Below are 20,572 nucleotides of genomic sequence, written 5' to 3' on the forward strand. Positions count from 1 at the left end.
AATGATTTTCCATCAAAAAGTGATAAACATCACATTAACAAGTTATATTCATCGTGCCTGAACAAAAGATAGCCTGTTTCAGGCACTGTGCTTTGTTAACGTCCGGTCGATAGCGTCTATAGTTATCGATGCGCTAATAAATAAGGGTACGGAGAATACCATGACCACAACCAAGCAACCTGGCTTTGCGCCTGCAGCCACGCCGCACGCTTCTACCGCCGTTCATACCTCGGAGGAGAGCATCACCACAGGCGAAACGTCGATCCCCACTCAGGGAGAGAACATGCCGGCCTATCATGCTCGTCCGAAGAACGCCGATGGCCTGCTCCCGGTCGTTATCGTTGTTCAGGAAATTTTCGGCGTCCATGAACATATCCGCGACATTTGCCGCCGTCTGGCGCAGGAGGGGTATCTGGCTATCGCACCAGAGCTCTACTTCCGTCAGGGCGATCCGAATGACTATACCGATATCCCTACCCTGTTCCAGGAGCTGGTCAGCAAAGTGCCGGATGCACAGGTGCTGGCGGACCTCGACCATGTCGCCAGCTGGGCCGCACGTCACGGAGGCGATGCTCATCGTCTGCTGATCACCGGCTTCTGCTGGGGGGGACGCATTACCTGGCTTTATGCCGCCCACAACCCGCAGTTGAAAGCCGCCGTCGCCTGGTACGGGAAGCTGGTCGGGCAGAAAACCCTCAACTCAGCGAAATATCCGGTGGATATCGCCGTTGATCTCAACGCGCCGGTGCTGGGGTTGTATGGCGGCAAAGACGCCAGCATTCCGCAGGATACGGTGGAAACCATGCGCCACGCGCTTCGCGCGGCCAACGCCAAAGCAGAGATCATCGTCTACCCGGAAGCCGATCACGCCTTTAACGCCGATTATCGCGCCAGCTATCATGAAGAGTCGGCCAAAGACGGCTGGCAGCGCATGCTGGCGTGGTTTGCACAGTATGGCGGGAAGCGCGCGTAAGCCGCTAGCGGTTGCCGATATGACGGTTAATCATATCGGCGATCGTGCCGTCATTCTTCCATGCCGCCAGGCAACCACAGACAAATTCATAGTGTTGTAGCCGGTTTCGTGGAACGCAAATCGCTTGCTGTATCTGACTAAAGCTATCAGGCAGCAGGCGAAACTGGGGATATTCCCGCGCCACGCTGGCAAGCGGTTGACGGATCCCGGCAACCATCTCCCCTTCCCCGGCGATAAAAGCGCGGATCGCCTCCTGGGAGGTGGCGTATTGACGCATCGTGGCATGCTGTAACGTGCGAATCAGATACAGCTCATAGGCCGCCCCTTTCCCGACGTTAATCGTCACTCCCGGGCGATCCATCTCTTGTACGGAGTGAATATCTCTGTCGTTTCTGACCAGCGCTGAACTTTCAATCGTGACATAGGGCGGGGTGAAGCACAGTTTGTCTTCGCGAGCGGGATCAATCGCCAGGAAAGCAATATCCCACTGGTTCAGCAAAGCCGCATCAACCACTTTTCCGGCCGTCGGCCAGGTCACAAATCGCGCCTCGCAACCGTATTCAGCGGCCAGTTTTTTGGCTAACTCGGCGGTGATGCCACCCGGGGTATTATCCGGCAATAACGTGGCAAGAACCGGGTTCCCCAGATTAATAGCAAAACATAAAGACCGCTGCGGATCGTCAAGTCTGGTCATCATTCTCCCCCGGAAATGTCTGTACGTGCCCTGTGCAGCTAAGCGTAGCCCAGCCGCGAGAACTCCGCAGGTTGCACGGCGCATGGGCCAGCACGGAAGAAAAAAGAAAAAAGAGGAGGAGGTCTGGGCCTCCTCCGGGACGGGGGTAACGGAATTAGGCCTGGCGCAGATTCTGCGCGGCTTTCACCATGTTGGCCAGCGCAGCGCGGGTTTCCGGCCAGCCGCGGGTTTTCAGGCCACAGTCCGGGTTGACCCACAGACGCTCTGCCGGGATACGCTGCGCCGCTTTCGCCAGCAGCGCTTCAATCCATTCCACGCTCGGCACGTTCGGCGAGTGGATGTCATATACGCCCGGTCCGATTTCGTTCGGGTATTCGAACTCTTCAAACGACTCCAGCAGCTCCATGTCAGAACGCGAGGTTTCAATGGTGATCACGTCCGCATCCAGTGCGGCAATGGAATCCATGATGTCGTTGAACTCGCAGTAACACATATGGGTGTGGATCTGGGTATCATCCCGCGCCACCGCGGCATTGATTCGGAAGGCTTCTACGCCCCACTGCAGGTAAGCATCCCAGTCGCTACGCTTAAGCGGCAGGCCTTCACGCAGCGCCGGCTCATCAATCTGGATAATGCCGATACCGGCCGCCTCCAGATCCGCCACTTCGTCACGCAGCGCCAGCGCAATCTGCTTAGCGATAGTTTCACGGCTGACATCTTCACGCGGGAAGGACCAGCACAGAATGGTCACCGGGCCGGTGAGCATACCTTTCACCGGTTTGTCGGTCAGCGACTGAGCGAATTTCGCCCACTCAACGGTGATCGCCTCCGGACGGCTGACGTCACCGATCACCACCGGCGGTTTCACGCAGCGGGAGCCGTAGCTCTGGACCCAGCCGTTCTGCGTGAAGATGAAGCCATCGAGGTGCTCGCCGAAGTACTCCACCATGTCGTTACGCTCGGCTTCGCCGTGAACCAGAACATCTAATCCTAAACGTTCCTGCTCAACAATCGCCTGCTTGATGTGCTCCGCAATACCGGTGCGATAGTGGTTCGCATCGAGATTGCCTTTTTTGAAGTCCAGACGCAGGCCACGGATCTCGGTAGTCTGTGGGAAAGAACCGATGGTCGTGGTCGGCCACGCCGGTAGATTGAAGCGCGTACGCTGTGCCCTGGCACGCTCAGCGTATGGGCTGTTGCGCTGGCTGTCCTGAGCGGTAATGGCCGCCAGACGTTTTTCCACCGCCGCATTATGTACGCGGGACGAGTGACGGCGAGCCTGAATCGGTGCGCTCCATTCAGCCAGTTTTGCGGTCTCGCCGCTGTTCAGCGCATCGCGCAGCAGCGCCAGCTCTTCACATTTTTGCAGGGCGAAGGCGAACCAGCTTTTCACTTCCGCGTCGAGACGGGTTTCCACGCTCAGATCGATCGGGCTGTGCAGCAGGGAGCAGGAAGAAGCGATCCACAGCGCACGCTGGCCGACGAGGTCTTTAATTTGCGCATATTTCTCGGTCAGATCGGCGCGCCAGACGTTGCGCCCGTTGATCAGGCCCGCAGAGAGCAGCCAGTCGGACGGCAGACGCTGATGCAGAGCAGCCACATCATCTTTACCGTGCACCAGGTCAACGTGCAGGCCCTGCACCGGCAGCGCGGTGATGGTGTCGAGGTTCGCGGCGATGCCTTCAAAGTAGGTGGTCAGCAGCAGCTTAAGCTGGCCCGCGAGCGCATCATATGCCGGTTTGAATGCATCCAGCCACGCCTGCGGCAGCTCCAGTACCAGCGCCGGCTCGTCAATCTGCACCCACTCGATGCCGCGTTTTGCCAGCTCTGCCAGCACCTGCTGGTAAACCGGCAGGATATCGTTCAGCAGGCTCAAACGGTCAAACTGTTGGCCTTTGACTTTGCCCAACCACAGATAAGTGACCGGCCCCAGCAGGACCGGTTTAACCTTATGGCCGAGCGCCAGCGCTTCATCCACTTCATCCAGCAGCTGGGTCCAGGTCAGTTTGAACTGCTGCCCTTTTACAAACTCCGGCACCATGTAGTGGTAGTTGGTGTTAAACCATTTGGTCATTTCTGCCGCTGCCGCCGGTTCGCCGGACGGCGCACGGCCGCGACCAATGCGGAACAAGGTATCGATATCAACCGAGCCATCTTTGTTCTGATGACGAGCCGGCACGTTACCCAGTAGCAGGCTGGTGGTCAGAACATGGTCGTACCAGGCGAAATCACCCACCGGCAGCAGGTCAACGCCCGCCTGCTTCTGCTGCTCCCAGTGGCGGGCACGCAGCTCGCGGCCCACCGTCAGCAGTTCTTCGCGGGTCGAGTGACCCGCCCAGTAGCTCTCTTGCGCTTTTTTCAGCTCGCGACGTAGGCCAACGCGAGGGAAACCGAGGGTGTGATTAATAATTGTCATTTTTAAGACCTCATAATTTTTTAATCCGAAGGATTTCGGATTCAGGGAAGGCGGCAAGCTTGATCATCCCCGGGTGCTTACTCATGTAAGTGACCGGGGTGAGCAAGCGCAGCCAACGCGCCATAAATTCGAAAGACACAGGATTTAGCCATCCAGATGTTTACACATCCATAATTGACAGGTACTGTATATTCCTCAAGCGCAAATTATTCATGCCGAAGTGAAGGACTTTCATGATCGAAATTAAACACCTGAAAACGCTACAGGCGTTGCGGAACAGCGGGTCGCTGGCAGGCGCTGCGGCGGCTCTGCATCAAACCCAGTCCGCTCTGTCTCACCAGTTCAGCGATCTGGAACAACGCCTTGGCTTCCGTCTGTTTGTGCGTAAAAGTCAGCCTCTGCGTTTCACCCCGCAGGGGGAGATCCTGCTCCAGCTGGCAAACCAGGTGCTGCCGCAAATCAGCCGCGCGCTGCAGGACTGCCACGAGCCGCAGCAAACCCGTCTGCGCATCGCTATCGAGTGTCATAGCTGCATACAGTGGTTGACCCCGGCACTGGAGAGTTTCCGCGCCCGCTGGCCGCACGTCGAAGTGGATTTTCAGTCTGGCGTGACCTTTGACCCGCAGCCCGCCCTGCAGCAAAGCGAGCTGGACCTGGTCATGACCTCCGATATCCTGCCGCGTAGCGGCCTGCACTATTCGCCGATGTTCGATTTTGAAGTTCGTCTGGTGCTGGCGCCGGAGCATCCGCTGGCGGCGAAAACGCGCATCGCGCCAGAAGACCTGGCCTCGGAACTGCTGTTGATTTATCCGGTTCAGCGCGGTCGCCTGGATATCTGGCGCCACTTCCTGCAGCCGGCCGGTATCAGCCCGCAGCTCAAAAGCGTCGACAATACCCTGCTGTTAATCCAGATGGTCGCCGCACGGATGGGCATCGCCGCCCTGCCGCACTGGGTGGTGGAAAGTTTTGAACGCCAGGGTCTGGTGGTCACCAAAACCCTGGGCGAAGGACTGTGGAGCCGGCTGTACGCCGCGGTACGCGACGGCGAGCAGCGCCAGCCGGTCACCGAGGCGTTTATTCGCTCAGCGCGGAACCACGCTTGCGATCATTTGCCGTTTGTCCGGAGTGCGGAGCGACCCAACGGCGATGGACCCACAGTGAGGCCAGGATCACCAGAGCTCCTGTAATAAAGCTCGGCCAGTGGGGCTGTTCCTGCCAGATGGCAAGGTTAACCAGCAGCCCGGCGGGGACATGCACGTTATTCATAATGCCCAGCGTGCCGGCATCCACCTGCGTGGCCCCGTAGTTCCACATAAAGTAACCCAGCCCCGACGCCGCCACGCCCAGCCAGACCAGAACGCCCCACTGTAGGGTTGTGGTTGGCAGCCGCTGCGGATTACCCAGCATAAACCAGGCCGCCACTGCCACCAGGAAGGCCCCCATATAAAACCACGCAAACGCGTTGTGCTGCGGCATCGGGCGCAGCTCCATCAGGCGCTTATAGCCCACCATACCGATAGCAAAACTGAGGTTCGACAGCTGAACCAGCAGCAGTCCCGTCCAGAAATGATCGCTCACTTTGTCATAGCGAATAATGGCTGCGCCCAGCACCGCCAGCCCCGCGCTCAGCAGATATCCCCAGCGGAGCTTGCGTCCGCTGAGCAGATCGTAAATCAGCGTGATATACAGCGGCGTAAAGACGGTAAACAGCAGGAATTCAGAAACCGTCAGGTACACATAGGCGCGGAATGCCAGCAGGTACATGATGCCAAGCTGCATCGCCCCGACCAGCATGTAGAGCACGATAGTACGCGGCGATTGCCCGCGGGTACGCAGAAACGGCAGAAAGACCAGCGCCGCCAGCCCCACGCGCATTAGCACGGAAAAGTAGCTATCGACGCTACCCGCCAGGTATTCGCCTATCAGGCTAAAGGAAAAAGCCCACAGGATAGTGGTAATAATCAGTAGCGCCACAATGAATGTCTCTCAGGAAGAAGAGCACTCATTGTAGCGGAGAGTCAGGTTGACGACTGAGCAATAAACGAACAGTCGTCAATCTTTATCAGGCGAGATAGAGCTTACGCAGATAGTGCGGCACCGCATCGTCAGCGTTGCTGCCGATCACTTCCAGATCCGGATGCAGGTCTTTCAGCCGCTGGTGAGCGTTCTGCATAATGCAGCCTTTGCCCGCCATCGACAGCATTTCTGCGTCGTTCATGCCATCGCCAAACGCGATGCAGTCTTTCAGACCGTAGCCGAGCATTTTGGCGACCGCTTCCAGCGCATGCCCCTTCGACACGCCACCGGCCATCACTTCCAGGCAGGTCAGCGTGGAGAAGCTGACGTTCACGCGATCGCCCCAGCGGGCGTTGATCGCCTGCTCCAGCGGCAGCAGATGCTGATGATCATCGCAGGTGAAAAAGACTTTGCTGATCCCTTCGGGATCGAGTTCGCCCACTTCATACAGCTTGTAGTTAAACACCGCTTCTTTGAAAAAGCGCATCTCTTCCGGGCGATGGCGATTCATATACCACTCATCTTCGCGGTAGACGTTGGTCACCACCTTCGGGTCGTTACGCATCATTTCGAACAGATCGGCGGCAATATCACGGTCGAGGTTATGGGCAAAGATCTGTTTTCCCTCGCTGTCGTGCACGCGCGCGCCGTTGGAGGTGATCATATAGGATTTGATGCCGAGATTGTCACGAATCTGGCCGACATCGATGTAATGGCGTCCGGTGGCGAAGACAAAATTGATCCCGCGCGCGGTCAGCAGCTGCAGCGTCTCTTTTGCGTAGGGCGTTAAGTAGTGATCGGGAGAAAGCAGCGTGCCATCTAAGTCAGACGCAACAACCTGGTACATAAAAATTTTAACCTCTAAGCAGGGCGACGAGCGTTTTCGTCGGATTCATTGTGTCGACTGAAAAAATCGACGATGGCATTCAGCGCGACTGAGCGCATGGCGTCCTTTTCAAAAAGGATCTCATGGTATGCCCCTTCTATAACAAGCGGCTTATTACCTTCGCAGGGCCGACCTGCCGCGGCACGGAGTTCGCAGTAGCGCTCGTGCATGCGGTTATCAACCACGCGTTCTTCTTCTGCCTGCAATAACAGTGTGGGAGTGGTGTCTTTCTCTACGCCCGCCAGCGCCTCTTCGCCTGCGAGGATCCCCTCACGCACCCAGTGGTAGGTTGGCCCGCCGACGCGCAGCTGTGGTTCATCGGCATAGAAGCGCAGATTACGGCGATAGCGTTGGCGACTGTGCGTCAGCACGTTGACCGAAAAGGGCAGCGCCCGCCAGCGACCGGTACCCAGCGCATACTCTTCACGAATGCGCTGATGGCCCTCAGCCCAGTCGAGAATATGACGCACCATCCAGTCCGGGAAACGCATGACGATGCCGAACATGGGCGCGCACAGCGCAATAGCGTCGCAATGCTGCTGGTGACGCTGCAAAAACAGCGTCGCGATGGCCCCGCCCATCGAATGCGCGAGGATAAACCTTTTTCGCCAGTGGCCGGGGGCAACTTCCTGCTGCCAGAGCGCCGCCAGATCGTCGACATAATCGCTAAAGCGCACCACGTGGCCGCGATGGCTGTCGGTCAATATGCGCCCGGAACGCCCCTGGCCGCGATGGTCGATAATCATCACGTCGAAACCGCTGTGGAACAGATCGTAAGCCAGCTCGGCGTATTTCACGTAGCTTTCAATACGCCCCGGACAGATGACCACGAGTCGATCGTTATCTTTGGCGCAAAAGCGAACAAAACGGACCGGGACATCGTCTACGCCCCTGAATTCCGCCTCTTCCCGCTGATGCCAGAAATCGGTGAGTGGCCCCATCGTAAAAGCCGCAAACGCGTTTTCTCGTGTATCCCAATCCTTTTGCTGCCGAAACATCGGGCTTACACCCCTGTTAACCACTGAAAATCGTTTTTTTAGCGCGCATCACACAATGCTTACGCAATAGCGTATTGTGGCATAAAAACAGACAACCAGGGAGTTTCTCATGACGTTCGAGTGGTGGTTCGCCTATCTGCTGACATCCATTATCCTCAGCCTGTCGCCAGGTTCCGGGGCTATTAATACCATGACAACCTCGATCAACCACGGCTACCGCGGCGCGGCCGCCTCGATTGCCGGATTACAAACCGGGCTGGCGATCCATATCGTCCTTGTTGGTATCGGCCTGGGAACGCTGTTTTCCCGCTCGGTGCTGGCCTTCGAGGTGCTGAAGTGGGCCGGGGCGGCGTATCTTATCTGGCTGGGTATTCAGCAATGGCGCGCGGCGGGATCGCTCAATCTCAATACTCTGGCAAAGGCGCAAACGCGTGGAAAACTGTTCCAGCGCGCGGTCTTCGTCAACCTGACCAACCCGAAAAGCATTGTCTTTCTGGCGGCGCTGTTCCCGCAGTTTATCGTGCCGCATCAGCCGCAGGTCATGCAGTATCTGGTTCTCGGCGTCACCACTATTGCGGTAGATATCATTGTGATGATTGGCTACGCGACGCTGGCGCAGCGTATTGCGGCATGGATTAAAGGACCGAAACAGATGAAGGCGTTGAACAAAGTCTTCGGATCGTTATTTATGCTGGTAGGCGCGCTGTTAGCTTCCGCACGCCATGCCTGACGGGAGAGTCCCGGTTTGCCTGAAGCAAACCGGGAAAATCTGCGCTTAGCGCGAAATGATCAGATGAATGCCGAATCCGGCAAAGAGCGTGCCGGCAATGCCGTCGATCCATTTTGCCATTCGCTGGTAGCCGCGACGCATCGTCGGTAGGGCGAACAGGCTGGCGACCACGGTAAACCAGGCCAGCGTTTCCAGAACAATCAGCAGGAAAATCCCCCAGCGCTCGCCCGTGCCAACGTTATCGCCGACAAACAGGGAGAAGACGGAACCAAAATAGATAATCGCCTTCGGGTTAGCGAGGTTGGTCAGCAGCCCTTTCAGGAAGCTACGGCCGCTGCGGGCCAGCTCGACCTGCGGCTCCGGCGCCGCCACGGCGCTTTTCTTCAGCGCCCCGCGCAGCATCTGATAACCCATCCAGCACAGGTACAGTCCACCGCCCACCATGATAATGGTGTGCAGCCAGGCCATTTTTTCGATAATCAGGTGCAGGCCAAGCAGCGCAACGCCCGCCCAGACCATGACGCCACAGGTAATCCCCAGCACGCCCATCATGGCCTCTTTACGAGAACGACTCACGGCGGTCTGAGAAACAAAGAAAAAGTCCGGGCCAGGACTCATCAGCGCAATGATATGCACCAGCGCGACGGTGAGGAAAAGCATTAGCATGATTGCACCCTAATCTATCGGCAATTTGGATCGCAGGAATATAGTGAAGACCGAAACTATCCTGACACTTTTTTGCCCGGCTGACTACTCATCTTCACCATCGATATGCGCCCGAATCAGCGCCATAAACTCTTTCCCGAAACGCTCAAGTTTACGCGTGCCCACGCCGTTCACGCTCAGCATCTCACCGGCGGTCATCGGCGACTGCTCCGCCATTTCGATCAGCGTCGCGTCGTTGAACACCACGTACGGCGGGATATTCTCTTCATCGGCGATCGCTTTACGCAGTTTGCGCAGCTTGGCAAACAGCTTGCGATCGTAATTGCCGCCGAAGGATTTTTGCATCGCCTTCGGCTTCAGCGCCACGATACGCGGAACCGCCAGCTGCAGCGGCACCTCGCCGCGCAGCACCGGACGCGCCGCCTCGGTTAGCTGCAGCGCCGAGTGCTGCGCGATATTCTGCGTCACCAGACCGAGGTGAATCAGCTGGCGAATCACGCTCACCCAGTGTTCATGGCTCTGCTCGCGGCCGATGCCGTACACCGGCAGCTTGTCATGCGCCATTTCACGAATGCGCTGATTGTTGGCCCCGCGCAGCACTTCAACCACGTAGCCCATACCAAACCGCTGATTGACGCGGTAAATCGTCGACAGCGCTTTGCGCGCGTCCATTAATCCGTCGTACTGCTTCGGCGGATCGAGGCAGATATCGCAGTTGCCGCATGCTTCCTGGCGCCCTTCGCCAAAATAGTTGAGCAGCACCAGACGGCGGCAGGTTTGCGCTTCGGCAAACGCCCCCATCGCGTTCAGCTTGTGGCGCTCAATATCCTGCAGCGGCCCGGCAGGTTTCTCCTCCAGACAGCGACGCAGCCACGCCATATCGGCCGGATCGTAAAACAGCATCGCTTCCGCCGGCAGGCCATCACGACCGGCGCGACCGGTTTCCTGGTAGTAGGATTCAATATTGCGTGGAATGTCGAAGTGCACCACGAAGCGGACGTTGGGTTTATTGATCCCCATGCCGAAAGCGACCGTGGCCACCACGATTTGCAGATCGTCGCGCTGAAATTTCTCCTGCACATCCGCACGCACGTCGTTCTCCAGCCCGGCATGGTAGGCCGCCGCGCTGATCCCGCGACTTTGCAGGCGTGCGGCGGTATCTTCCACTTTCGAACGGCTGTTGCAGTAGATAATGCCCGATTTTCCCCGCTGGTCCTGCACGTAGCGCATCAGCTGATCGAGCGGTTTAAACTTCTCCATCAGCATGTAGCGGATGTTCGGGCGATCGAAGCTGCTGACCTGAATCAGCGGGTCATTCAGCCCCAGCAGGCGCACGATATCGCGGCGGGTGGTGTCATCGGCGGTGGCGGTTAACGCCATAAACGGGATCTGCGGCACACGCTGGCGCAGCTGGCCCAGGGCGGCATATTCCGGCCGGAAATCATGACCCCATTGGGAAATACAGTGCGCTTCATCCACCGCCACCATTGCCAGGTTCCAGTGGCTGAGATGCTCAAGGAAGTTATCCAGCATCAAACGCTCGGGGGCGATATACAGCAGGCGAATCTGCCCGCTGCGACAGCCGGCCATGACTTCCTGCTGCTGCTCGCGGCTTTGGGTCGAGTTCAGACAGGCGGCGGCCACGCCGTTCGCCAGCAGCTGGTCGACCTGATCTTTCATCAGCGAGATCAGCGGCGATACCACCACCGTCAGGCCGCCCAGCACCAGTGCGGGCACCTGATAGCACAGCGATTTGCCGCCGCCGGTCGGCATGACGACCAGGCAGTCACGCCCGCCTAACGCCGTGTCGATAATGGTTTCCTGGCCCGGGCGAAACTGCTGGTAGCCGAAGGTTTCCTGTAAAACCTGCTTTGCCAGCAATGTTTGATTCAATACTTCCGCCTGCGCCACGTTGACCCCGTCTGCCTGAAAAGAAAACAGGCGCTATTTTCAGCGCCAGTGAGCCAGAGTGCAACGATTAAAACAGATCGTTAAGCGTCACGCCGACGCCGACGCGGGTCTGGTTAAAGTTATAATCGATAAGCGACTCGCCATAACCGCTGTAAACCTGGGTGTAGAAGCGCACATGGCGGGTAATCGGATAGCTGACGCCGAGCTCCGCACCGCCGTAACCGGTGTTCCAGTTATATTGCCCCTGGGCGCTGAGGATCGCCTCACCTAACTGATACCCCACCTTCAGGCGGTAATAGCCCATATATTTGGTGATATCCGGGTTATCGTTGGTGCTGCCGACCACATACCAGGGTTTCACCTCCACCAGCCAGTTGCCATTTTGCGCCATCAGGCGGGCATACAGGCGGTTCCAGCTGCGGGAAGTGGGATCCGAGCGACCGTTCGAATCGTGGTTGTAACCCATTTCGACATCACGCAACGTCCAGCCGGCAAGCTGATAATCCGTAGCAAATCCCAAAAACAGCTGCGGTTCATAGTTGGTTTCACGAAACGGTGCGGACTCTTTGCTGTTGGAGAGCTGCCACCAGGACTTCTGCGTATAGGATGCCCCGAGCAGCGAGTTCTCGCCGAGGATCCCTCGCCACAGCGGAAATGCCAGACTGAGCTGGAATTTGACTTCATCTTTGCGGGCATTTTCCGCCCAGTCATAGCTGGAGATCGCTTCCTTGTTGATATCGCTACTCCACGTATAGAGCAGGTAGTTGCTCTCATAGGGATACAGCAAGAAAGGATTATCATGGTCCTGCAACAGGTTCGCGATAATGCTACCGCGCACCGCCGGTTTATCATGAACCGGCGGACTAACCGGCGCATCCTGCGCCAAAACGCCGGCCGGAAGCGCGCTCAGCGCTAACAGCCAGGCCAAAGAGATACGCATTACTGTTCTCCTGAATGAGTGATTTTTATTTCTGTTTTATCCCGCATCCATTCTACCTGTTTACCGCCATCCTGCCCGGTTATCCGCTCTGAAAGTGGCAATCGCCGTTTCAGAAGCATAAAATCAACATTTTATTAACGAATGGATACAATTGTCATGTCTGAACTCACTGCCGACGCCGTCCTTAAGCTGGTGGGCGAAATCTTTGTTTACCATATGCCGTTTAATCGCGCCTTAGGATTGAAGCTGGAGCGTTATGAAAAAGAGTTTGCCCAACTTAGCTTCAAAAATCAGCCGATGATGGTCGGTAACTGGGCGCAGAGCATTCTGCACGGCGGAGTGATTGCCTCCGCGCTGGACGTCGCCGCCGGGCTGGTGTGCGTGGGCAGTACGCTGACCCGCCATAACACCATCACCGAAGAAGAGCTACGCCAGCGTCTGTCGCGCATGGGAACCATCGATCTGCGCGTCGACTATCTGCGCCCCGGACGCGGCGAGCACTTTACCGCCACCAGCAGCCTGCTACGCGCCGGGAATAAGGTCGCGGTCGCCCGCGTGGAGTTGCATAACGAAGAGCAGGTCTATATCGCCAGCGCCACGGCGACGTATATGGTGGGTTGATCGCGGTAAATAAAGTAACATCGTTGTTTTGGCGTAACGGATTTTACCGATGGATGCAAAACAAACGCGGCTGGGGGTTATACTGGCTCTTGCCGCCTATTTTATCTGGGGCATCGCACCTGCCTACTTCAAACTTATCTACTATGTTCCCGCCGATGAAATCCTGACGCATCGCGTGATCTGGTCATTCTTTTTTATGCTGGCGTTAATCAGCCTCAGCCACCAGTGGCCGCAGGTGAAAAAACTGCTGCATATGCCGCGCAAGATTTTCCTGCTGGCGCTGTCGGCAGTGCTGATTGGCGGCAACTGGCTGCTCTTCATCTGGGCGGTGAATAACCACCATATGCTGGAGGCCAGCCTCGGCTACTTCATTAACCCGCTGGTGAATATTGTGCTGGGGATGATTTTCCTCGGCGAGCGTTTTCGCCGCATGCAGTGGGTGGCGGTGCTGCTGGCCGTGTGCGGTGTGCTGGTACAGCTGTGGACCTTTGGTTCGCTGCCGGTTATCGGCCTTGGGCTGGCCTTCAGCTTTGCCTTTTACGGGCTGCTGCGTAAAAAGATCGCCGTGGATGCGCAAACCGGGATGTTAGTCGAAACCCTGTGGCTCCTGCCGGTCGCCGCCGTCTACCTGTTTGCCATCGCCGATAGCCCAACCAGCCATATGGGAGAGAACCCGTGGTCGCTGAACCTGCTGCTGATGGCGGCGGGCGTTGTCACCACGATTCCCCTGCTGTGCTTTACCGGCGCGGCAACCCGTCTGCGGCTCTCCACCCTGGGATTCTTCCAGTATATCGGCCCGACGCTGATGTTCCTGCTGGCGGTGATCTTTTACGGCGAAGTTCCGGGGGCAGATAAGATGGTGACCTTCGCCTTTATCTGGGTGGCGCTGGCGGTCTTTATCGTCGATGCGCTGTATACCCAGCGCCGGCAACGCAGAGGATAGCCGACGCGGATATCCTGCCCGGATAAGGCGGCAGCGCCGCTATCCGGGTGCTTATCCCCTACAGCCAGTTTTTACGCTTGAAGTAGAGATACGGCGCCAGGCCGGCGAGCATCATAAAGACGATCGCGCCGGGATAGCCAAAGCTCCAGTGCAGCTCCGGCATAAACTCAAAGTTCATCCCGTAGCTGGAAGCCACCAGCGTAGGCGGCAGAAAGACCACGGAAACCACCGAGAAGATCTTGATGATGCGGTTCTGCTCGATGTTGATAAAGCCCATCGCCGCCTGCATCAGGAAGTTGACCTTCTGGAACAGCGATTCGTTATGTGGCAGCAGGGATTCGATATCTCGCAGGATTTCGCGCGCCTGCTCCAGCTGTCCCGCAGGTAAACGCGCCTTGCGTACCAGGAAGTTCAGAGCGCGCTGGGTATCCATCAGACACAGACGGACCTTCCAGCCAATATCTTCCTGCTCGGCAAGCGTTGAGAGCGCATCGTCGTACTCATCGCCCTGACGACCTTCCATAATCACGCGGCTGAGTTTTTCCAGGTCGCTGTAGATATTTTCGATTTCATCCGCCAGCTGTTCGATTTTGGTTTCGAACAGATCCAGCAGCAGTTCATAGGCGTTGCCATCAACCATTAACTGGTTGCGAACGCGCATGCGATAGAGGCGAAATGCCGGCAATTCACGTTCGCGCAGAGTAAACAGGCGCCCTTCACGAATCGTAAATGCCACGGTGGAGTTACCGGCGTGATCCTCTGCATCTTCAAAAAAGAAAAAAGAGTGAATGTGTAAACCGTCTTCATCTTCGAAGAAACGCGCCGATGCTTCGATATCTTCCAGTTCCGGGCGCGTTGCCAGGTTCTGACCCAATTCCGTCTGCACGCGGCTTCGTTCTTCGTCGTCGGGCTCGACCAGATCGACCCACACCGAACTGGCGAGATGTTTGATCTCATCAGCTTCCAGGCGTGTTAAACGATTATTTTCCAGTTGAAATGCGCTCAGCATGACCGGGACTCCCAATGCAAAAAAATTATCGGACAGTTCGGTGGGCACACAGAAACAATTTGGGTTTCAGACCATTAAGCCTGACTCAGAGCGACGGGTATGACGGGTCGCTGACAACCGCTAAGGCTATCAGCATAAGAGGATAGCCTTAGGAGTTGTTCCTGACGGACAGGAAGTTGAGCCAGCATCTACTGGGTGTGTCCAAGGCGAATGTCCTCTTAGCGTAATCGTGCGCGCATGTTACGCCAGCACAAAAACGGCGTCAACACGCAACGGAACGCTAAAGAGCAAATCCTGCCCTTTAGCATATAAGGCTAGCAGATTATTACAAAAAAACGATATTTTTCTTACTGTTACACTGTTTCCAGCCGGGCATAGGCCGCCACTAACCATTTAATACCTTGCCCCTGGAAGGCGACCTGCAAACGGCTATGCTCGCCGCTGCCTTCCAGATTCACGATGGTGCCTTCGCCAAACTTCGGATGGCGTACGCGCTGGCCCAGTTTATAACCGGTATCGTTTTCCGCCATCGGCGTCCCCATCCGCTGATGGCTGACCGGACGGCTCACCGTTGCGCGCAGGCGTACCTCTTCTACACAGGCTTCCGGCAGCTCGCCGATAAAGCGCGACGGGCGATGGTAAACCTCTTTGCCGTACAGACGGCGGGTTTCCGCATAGGTGAGAGTCAGCTTCTGCATCGCGCGCGTCACGCCGACGTAAGCCAGGCGACGCTCCTCTTCCAGCCGGCCGCCTTCATCCAGCGCCATCTGGCTCGGGAACATCCCCTCTTCCACGCCAACGATAAACACCTGCGGAAACTCCAGACCTTTCGCCGAGTGCAGCGTCATCAGCTGCACCGCATCCTGCCAGGTATCCGCCTGCCCTTCCCCCGCCTCCAGCGCGGCGTGAGAGAGGAAGGCCTGCAGCGGCATTAAATCCTCATCTTCATCGTTGTAGCTGAACTGGCGCGTTGCCGTCACCAGCTCCTCTAAGTTTTCGATGCGCGTCTGGCCTTTCTCGCCCTTTTCCTGCTCGTACATCATCCGCAGGCCGGAATCGTTAATCACCCGGTCGGTCTGCACGTGCAGCGGCATATCCGCCGTTTCCTGCGCCAGAGCGTCAATCAGCTCCATAAAACGTTGCAGCGCGCTGGCGGCGCGGCCAGCCAGGACTTTATCCTTCAGCAGCTCGCGACAAGCCTGCCACAGCGTTAGCTGACGGTCGCGCGAGGTCTGGCGCACCACGTCCAGCGTGCGGTCGCCGATACCGCGGGTGGGCGTATTCACCACGCGCTCAAACGCCGCATCGTCGTTACGGTTGGCAATCAGACGCAGATAGGAGAGCGCATCTTTGATCTCCTGGCGTTCGAAGAAGCGCATGCCGCCATAGATACGGTACGGCATGCTGGCCTGCAGCAGCGCCTCTTCCAGCACGCGCGACTGGGCGTTGCTGCGGTAGAGAATGGCGCATTGCTCAAGCGCCCCGCCGTTCTCCTGCCAGGTTTTGATACGGTTGACGACAAAGCGCGCTTCATCGAGATCGTTAAACGCGCAATAGAGGGAGATCGGTTCGCCGTCGGCGCCGTCGGTCCACAGTTTCTTACCCAGACGCCCGCTGTTGTTTTCAATCAGGGCGTTAGCGGCGCTCAGGATATTGCTGGTCGAGCGGTAGTTCTGCTCGAGGCGGATGGTCTGCGCGCCGGGGAAATCGGTGAGAAAGCGCTGAATATTCTCAACCTGGGCGCCGCGCCAGCCGTAGATCGACTGGTCATCATCCCCCACGATCATCACTTTGCCGCTATCGCCCGCCAGCAGGCGGATCCACGCGTACTGAATGTTGTTGGTATCCTGGAACTCGTCCACGAGGATATTGGTGAAGCGTTCGCGGTAGTGCTGGAGAATATGCGGTTTATTGAGCCACAGCTCGTGCGCACGCAGCAGCAGCTCGGCAAAGTCCACCAGACCAGCGCGATCGCAGGCTTCCTGATAGGCCTGATAAACCTTCTGCCAGGTCTGTTCCACCGGGTTGCCGTAACTCTGAATATGATGCGGGCGCAGCCCTTCGTCTTTCTGGCTGTTGATGTACCACATCGCCTGACGCGGCGGCCACTGCTTCTCGTCGAGGTTCATGGCTTTAATCAGGCGCTTCAGCAGGCGCAGCTGATCTTCGCTATCGAGGATCTGAAAATCCTGTGGCAGGTTTGCGTCCAGATGGTGGGCCCGCAGCAGGCGATGCGCCAGCCCATGGAAGGTGCCGACCCACATGCCGCCCTGGGTCGTCCCCATCAGCTGGCCGATACGATGGCGCATCTCCGCCGCCGCTTTGTTGGTAAAGGTCACCGCCATGATGGAATACGGCGAGCAGTTTTCTACGCTCAGCAGCCAGGCAATACGGTGTACCAGAACGCGCGTCTTACCGCTGCCCGCTCCCGCCAGAACCAGCATATTGGTGCGTGAAGCGGCTACGGCTTCACGCTGTTTATCATTGAGGCTGTCGAGCAGGTAAGAAACGTCCATTGGCACCGCCGGAAATGAGCTGCCCGGCAACGCATCGTCTACCGGGCATACTGTTAATATATACAGAACTAGTGGTGATTATATCAGCGAGGTCAGAGATGCCAACCGTGAAATTTCAATGTGTGGCAGCAGGCGGCTGTCGGTCGCGCGCATCAGATCGGCCCCCTGCGGCTTGATCCAGCAGGCCTGCATGCCGCAGCGAATAGCGCCCGCGACATCGGTGGTCAGATCATCCCCCACGTGGAGTATCTGATCCAGCGGCAAATCAAGACGCTCCGCCGCCAGATGGTACATATCAGCAAAGGGTTTCGATCGCCCGTCCGGACCAGCACGCAGAACAAAACGGAAATAGTCGCTCAAACCAAAGAGTTCGGGCTGCGCGTTGCCGTTGGTCACCGCCACCAGCGGCCATTTCTCCGCCAGCGCGGCCAGCGTATCGTGAGTTTCCTGCGGCACATCGATCAAACTACGCCAGTGGGCAAAATTCGCCATTGCCGCATCCGCGCCCTCGGCAGCCTGCCCGGCAGAGAGTCCGGCATTCGTCATCCCCAGCACCAGCGCGCGGCGGCGCCACTCGGTGACGTCATGGTAAATCTCGGGCTCGCTCTCCAGCAGCGTCTGGCGCAGCCGCTGCAGCTCGTTGGCATCAAACTGGCTCAGTGACGGATGGTAGCTGCGCACAAAGGCCAGCGACTCCTGCAGCGTCCGGTCGATGACCGGGCGGTTGTCGTAAAGGGTATCGTCCAGGTCAAACGTCAGTGCAGAAATTTGGCCCAGCGGTCGGTAAAAACGCATTATTTCCCCCGTTTGGCGCGCGGATGCGCCGCATCATACACCGAGGCAAGGTGTTGAAAATCAAGATGGGTATAGATTTGGGTGGTCGAGAGATTAGCATGACCCAGCAGCTCCTGTACGCCGCGCAGATCGCCGCTCGACTCCAGCATATGGGTGGCAAAGGAGTGGCGCAGTTTATGCGGATGCACGTGGCTATTCAGCCCCTGCTTAATGCCCCATTCGGCAAAGCGCTTCTGCACATTACGCGCGGAAATACGTTTCCCCAGTTTAGATAAAAACAGCGCAGCGTCATCCGTGCCAAACAGACCGCGTAAATCGAGCCAGTGTTCGATCCACGCCACCGCGCTGCGCCCAATCGGCAGGCGGCGTTCTTTGCTTCCTTTGCCCATCACCCACACCTCCCCGGATTCCAGATCGAGGTGTTGAATATCCAGATTGACCAGCTCGGAGAGACGCAGACCCGCGCCGTACATTACCTCCAGCATCGCCCGATCGCGCACCGCCAGCGGATCGTTAAGATCGATATCCAGCAGCCGGTTGACGTCATCGACATCAATATTTTTCGGTAAGTGACGGGGAATTTTTGGGGCGGAGATACCTTTCGCCGGGTTCGCCGCCAGCTCGCCCTGCGCCACCAGCCAGTCAAAGAAACTGCGCAACGCGGAAAGCCGCAGCGCAAGGCTTGCCGGCCCCAGCCCCTGTTTACGGCTACGGACCGCCAGACCACGAACCTGAGCGGCATCGCACTGCTGCCAGCTTTTGAGCCCCGCCTGTTCCGCGAGCGCCATCAGCGCATCAAGCTGACGCCGGTAGTTCAGTAGCGTGATCGGGCTCAGCTGACGCTCCACGCCCAGATAGCGTAGAAAGCGCTCAACGGCGGTGAATAAGGGAGAGTCGGTCATGCGCGTTCAACCCAGCGCTCCAACAGACCCGGCAGCATTAACGCAATTTCCTGCAGCAGCTGCGTTCCCTGGCCTTGTTGATAATGCTGGGCATCGCGACTGCTGAAAAGCATCACGCCAGGGGCATCATCGCCGCCCAGCAGCGACATCGCCACCGAGCCGATAGCTTTCGCTTCCGGCAGTACCACCAGCAGTTCAGGTCCGTGCAGCGGCCCGAGATAATGACGAGCCTGCCCAAGACGCTGAATGCGGATAGGCTCAAATGCCTGCCGGCTTAACGCCAGATGGGTGAATTTTGACGGCGCGCCCAGCCGCCAGCTATCGGGAAACAGACGCACCGTCGCCCCCGCCAGCCCTATTTCGCGCGCCCAGCGGTGAAAGCGATTGAGCATCTCATCAAGGCTTTCCGCCGCCGCCAGCCGCGTCTGCAGATGCAGCAGACGCTGGAACAGGCTCTCATTCGCCGTGGCCTGCTCCATCAGCAGCATCATGTTCTCTTCCAGCACGTTGATATGGTTACGTGCCCGCACCATGTGCCATTCCACCAGCGAGATCGAGCCGCGTACCGGATGCGGAACGCGCATGTGCTCGACCAGTGCAGCATTACGAATAAAAAATTCAGGATGTTGCAACAGATAGTCCACCACCGCGCGGTCGTTCAGCGCGCCGGTGATTTCCTGCTGTTCTTCCCCGACTTGTTTCATAAGTGAATAAATCCGTCGTAGACATGTGCCGCCGGGCCAGTCATAAACAACGGTTGGCCCGGGCCTTTCCAGGCGATATCAAGACGCCCGCCTGGCAATTCCACGCGTACTTCTTCGGCCAGCAGTCCCTGTTGGATACCAACCGCTACCGCCGCACAGGCACCGCTGCCGCAGGCCTGAGTTTCACCTGCGCCGCGCTCATAAACACGCAGACGAATGCGATCGCGCTCGACCACCTGCATAAAACCGATGTTGGCGCGCTCCGGGAAGCGTTCGTGGCTTTCCATCACCGGGCCGAGGGTTTCCACCGCGGCGGTTTCCACATTATCGACCTGAATGACGCAGTGCGGGTTCCCCATCGAGACCACGCCGCACAATACTGTCTGCTCGGCGGCGCGCATAATATAGGTCTTTTCCGCTTTGTTGGCGCGGAAGGGCACCTGAGAGGGCTCGAAGTTCGGCTCCCCCATGTTGACGCGCACCAAATCGTCTTCCGTTACGCTTAATACCATACGACCGTTTGCCGTGCTCACGCGGATGTCACGTTTATTGGTCAGGCCTTTCAAGCGGACAAAGCGGGCAAAGCAGCGCGCGCCGTTACCGCACTGCGACACTTCGCTGCCATCGGCGTTGAAGATACGATAATGGAAATCCAGATCCGGATCGTAAGGCGGCTCAACAACCAGCAGCTGATCGAAACCGACGCCCAGATGCCGATCCGCCAGGCGGCGAATCAGCTCCGGTGAGAAAAAAACATTCTGCGTTACCGCGTCAACGACCATAAAATCGTTGCCAAGGCCATGCATTTTAGAGAACTGCATCATCTACTCCAGTCGCGCGGAACAGAACGTT

Annotated in this window: 20 protein-coding genes; 5 read left to right on the forward strand and 15 right to left on the reverse strand. The window is 57.6% G+C overall.

Annotated elements, in window-relative coordinates; genetic code table 11:
* Positions 1-160: 160 nt before the first annotated feature.
* Positions 161-973, forward strand: a complete 813-nt coding sequence (locus tag GRPL_RS21955) for a dienelactone hydrolase family protein (RefSeq protein ID WP_032690020.1) — start codon at positions 161-163, stop codon at positions 971-973.
* A 4-nt stretch (positions 974-977) separates the two neighbouring features.
* Here GRPL_RS21955 and GRPL_RS21950 read toward each other — a convergent pair whose 3' ends face one another.
* Both GRPL_RS21950 and metE read right to left on the reverse strand, forming a co-directional pair.
* Positions 978-1,667, reverse strand: a complete 690-nt coding sequence (locus GRPL_RS21950; RefSeq protein ID WP_080718621.1) for a transporter substrate-binding domain-containing protein — start codon at positions 1,665-1,667, stop codon at positions 978-980.
* Between the two features lie 154 nt (positions 1,668-1,821).
* On the reverse strand, positions 1,822-4,083 hold the full coding sequence (gene metE, locus GRPL_RS21945; RefSeq protein WP_032697966.1) for a 5-methyltetrahydropteroyltriglutamate--homocysteine S-methyltransferase: 2,262 nt from the start codon (positions 4,081-4,083) through the stop codon (positions 1,822-1,824).
* A 233-nt stretch (positions 4,084-4,316) separates the two neighbouring features.
* Here metE and metR point away from each other — a divergent pair, with 233 nt between their 5' ends.
* Positions 4,317-5,270 carry an HTH-type transcriptional regulator MetR gene (gene metR, locus GRPL_RS26500; protein WP_047663719.1) on the forward strand — a complete coding sequence of 318 codons (954 nt, stop codon included), beginning with the start codon at positions 4,317-4,319 and terminating at the stop codon, positions 5,268-5,270.
* On the opposite strand, the gene GRPL_RS21940 is transcribed toward metR, so the two are convergent.
* The 3 genes from GRPL_RS21940 to pldB form a co-directional block, all read right to left on the reverse strand.
* A complete protein-coding gene (locus tag GRPL_RS21940; RefSeq protein WP_032690023.1) occupies positions 5,158-6,057 on the reverse strand; it encodes a carboxylate/amino acid/amine transporter in 900 nt (299 codons plus the stop codon). The genes metR and GRPL_RS21940 overlap by 113 nt on opposite strands.
* A gap of 88 nt (positions 6,058-6,145) precedes the next feature.
* Positions 6,146-6,946: a sugar/pyridoxal phosphate phosphatase YigL gene (gene yigL / locus GRPL_RS21935; protein ID WP_032690024.1), complete on the reverse strand. Its 801-nt coding sequence runs from the start codon at positions 6,944-6,946 to the stop codon at positions 6,146-6,148.
* A 14-nt stretch (positions 6,947-6,960) separates the two neighbouring features.
* Positions 6,961-7,983 carry a lysophospholipase L2 gene (gene pldB / locus GRPL_RS21930; protein ID WP_032690026.1) on the reverse strand — a complete coding sequence of 341 codons (1,023 nt, stop codon included), beginning with the start codon at positions 7,981-7,983 and terminating at the stop codon, positions 6,961-6,963.
* A gap of 109 nt (positions 7,984-8,092) precedes the next feature.
* Between pldB and rhtB the strand changes: the two genes are divergently transcribed.
* Positions 8,093-8,713, forward strand: a complete 621-nt coding sequence (gene rhtB, locus GRPL_RS21925; RefSeq protein ID WP_004869632.1) for a homoserine/homoserine lactone efflux protein — start codon at positions 8,093-8,095, stop codon at positions 8,711-8,713.
* A 45-nt stretch (positions 8,714-8,758) separates the two neighbouring features.
* On the opposite strand, the gene rhtC is transcribed toward rhtB, so the two are convergent.
* The 3 genes from rhtC to pldA all read right to left on the reverse strand — a co-directional run bounded on the left by rhtC (position 8,759) and on the right by pldA (position 12,230).
* Complete coding sequence (gene rhtC / locus GRPL_RS21920) at positions 8,759-9,379, reverse strand: threonine export protein RhtC (RefSeq protein ID WP_032690027.1); 621 nt, start codon at positions 9,377-9,379, stop codon at positions 8,759-8,761.
* Between the two features lie 84 nt (positions 9,380-9,463).
* Positions 9,464-11,290 carry an ATP-dependent DNA helicase RecQ gene (gene recQ / locus GRPL_RS21915; protein ID WP_032698424.1) on the reverse strand — a complete coding sequence of 609 codons (1,827 nt, stop codon included), beginning with the start codon at positions 11,288-11,290 and terminating at the stop codon, positions 9,464-9,466.
* Positions 11,291-11,357: 67 nt separating this feature from the next.
* The gene (gene pldA, locus GRPL_RS21910) at positions 11,358-12,230 is read right to left on the reverse strand and encodes a phospholipase A (RefSeq protein WP_032690029.1); all 873 of its coding nucleotides are present in this window, start codon (positions 12,228-12,230) and stop codon (positions 11,358-11,360) included.
* Between the two features lie 156 nt (positions 12,231-12,386).
* Here pldA and yigI point away from each other — a divergent pair, with 156 nt between their 5' ends.
* Complete coding sequence (gene yigI, locus GRPL_RS21905; RefSeq protein WP_032690030.1) at positions 12,387-12,851, forward strand: acyl-CoA thioesterase YigI; 465 nt, start codon at positions 12,387-12,389, stop codon at positions 12,849-12,851.
* A 49-nt stretch (positions 12,852-12,900) separates the two neighbouring features.
* The gene (gene rarD / locus GRPL_RS21900) at positions 12,901-13,794 is read left to right on the forward strand and encodes an EamA family transporter RarD (protein WP_032690031.1); all 894 of its coding nucleotides are present in this window, start codon (positions 12,901-12,903) and stop codon (positions 13,792-13,794) included.
* A gap of 58 nt (positions 13,795-13,852) precedes the next feature.
* On the opposite strand, the gene corA is transcribed toward rarD, so the two are convergent.
* The 7 genes from corA to dapF all read right to left on the reverse strand — a co-directional run bounded on the left by corA (position 13,853) and on the right by dapF (position 20,541).
* Positions 13,853-14,803: a magnesium/cobalt transporter CorA gene (gene corA, locus GRPL_RS21895; protein WP_004869610.1), complete on the reverse strand. Its 951-nt coding sequence runs from the start codon at positions 14,801-14,803 to the stop codon at positions 13,853-13,855.
* 148 nt (positions 14,804-14,951) lie between these two features.
* Positions 14,952-15,008 carry a YsgD/CorL family protein gene (gene ysgD, locus GRPL_RS28480; protein ID WP_350028775.1) on the reverse strand — a complete coding sequence of 19 codons (57 nt, stop codon included), beginning with the start codon at positions 15,006-15,008 and terminating at the stop codon, positions 14,952-14,954.
* Positions 15,009-15,156: 148 nt separating this feature from the next.
* Positions 15,157-17,319 (reverse strand): DNA helicase II, encoded by a 2,163-nt coding sequence (gene uvrD / locus GRPL_RS21890; protein ID WP_046853272.1) that lies wholly within the window; start codon positions 17,317-17,319, stop codon positions 15,157-15,159.
* 78 nt (positions 17,320-17,397) lie between these two features.
* Positions 17,398-18,114: a 5-amino-6-(5-phospho-D-ribitylamino)uracil phosphatase YigB gene (gene yigB, locus GRPL_RS21885; protein WP_032697954.1), complete on the reverse strand. Its 717-nt coding sequence runs from the start codon at positions 18,112-18,114 to the stop codon at positions 17,398-17,400.
* Positions 18,114-19,016 carry a tyrosine recombinase XerC gene (gene xerC / locus GRPL_RS21880; RefSeq protein ID WP_032690035.1) on the reverse strand — a complete coding sequence of 301 codons (903 nt, stop codon included), beginning with the start codon at positions 19,014-19,016 and terminating at the stop codon, positions 18,114-18,116. The genes yigB and xerC overlap by 1 nt, the downstream gene beginning before the upstream one ends.
* Positions 19,013-19,720, reverse strand: coding sequence for a DUF484 domain-containing protein (locus tag GRPL_RS21875; RefSeq protein ID WP_004869595.1), 708 nt, complete (start codon positions 19,718-19,720; stop codon positions 19,013-19,015). The genes xerC and GRPL_RS21875 overlap by 4 nt, the downstream gene beginning before the upstream one ends.
* Positions 19,717-20,541, reverse strand: a complete 825-nt coding sequence (gene dapF, locus GRPL_RS21870) for a diaminopimelate epimerase (RefSeq protein WP_004869591.1) — start codon at positions 20,539-20,541, stop codon at positions 19,717-19,719. Before dapF ends, GRPL_RS21875 begins: the two co-directional genes overlap by 4 nt.
* Positions 20,542-20,572 lie beyond the last annotated feature (31 nt).

Origin of the sequence: Klebsiella planticola ATCC 33531 (assembly GCF_000735435.1) — a bacterium.
GTDB classification, from domain to species: domain Bacteria; phylum Pseudomonadota; class Gammaproteobacteria; order Enterobacterales; family Enterobacteriaceae; genus Klebsiella; species Klebsiella planticola.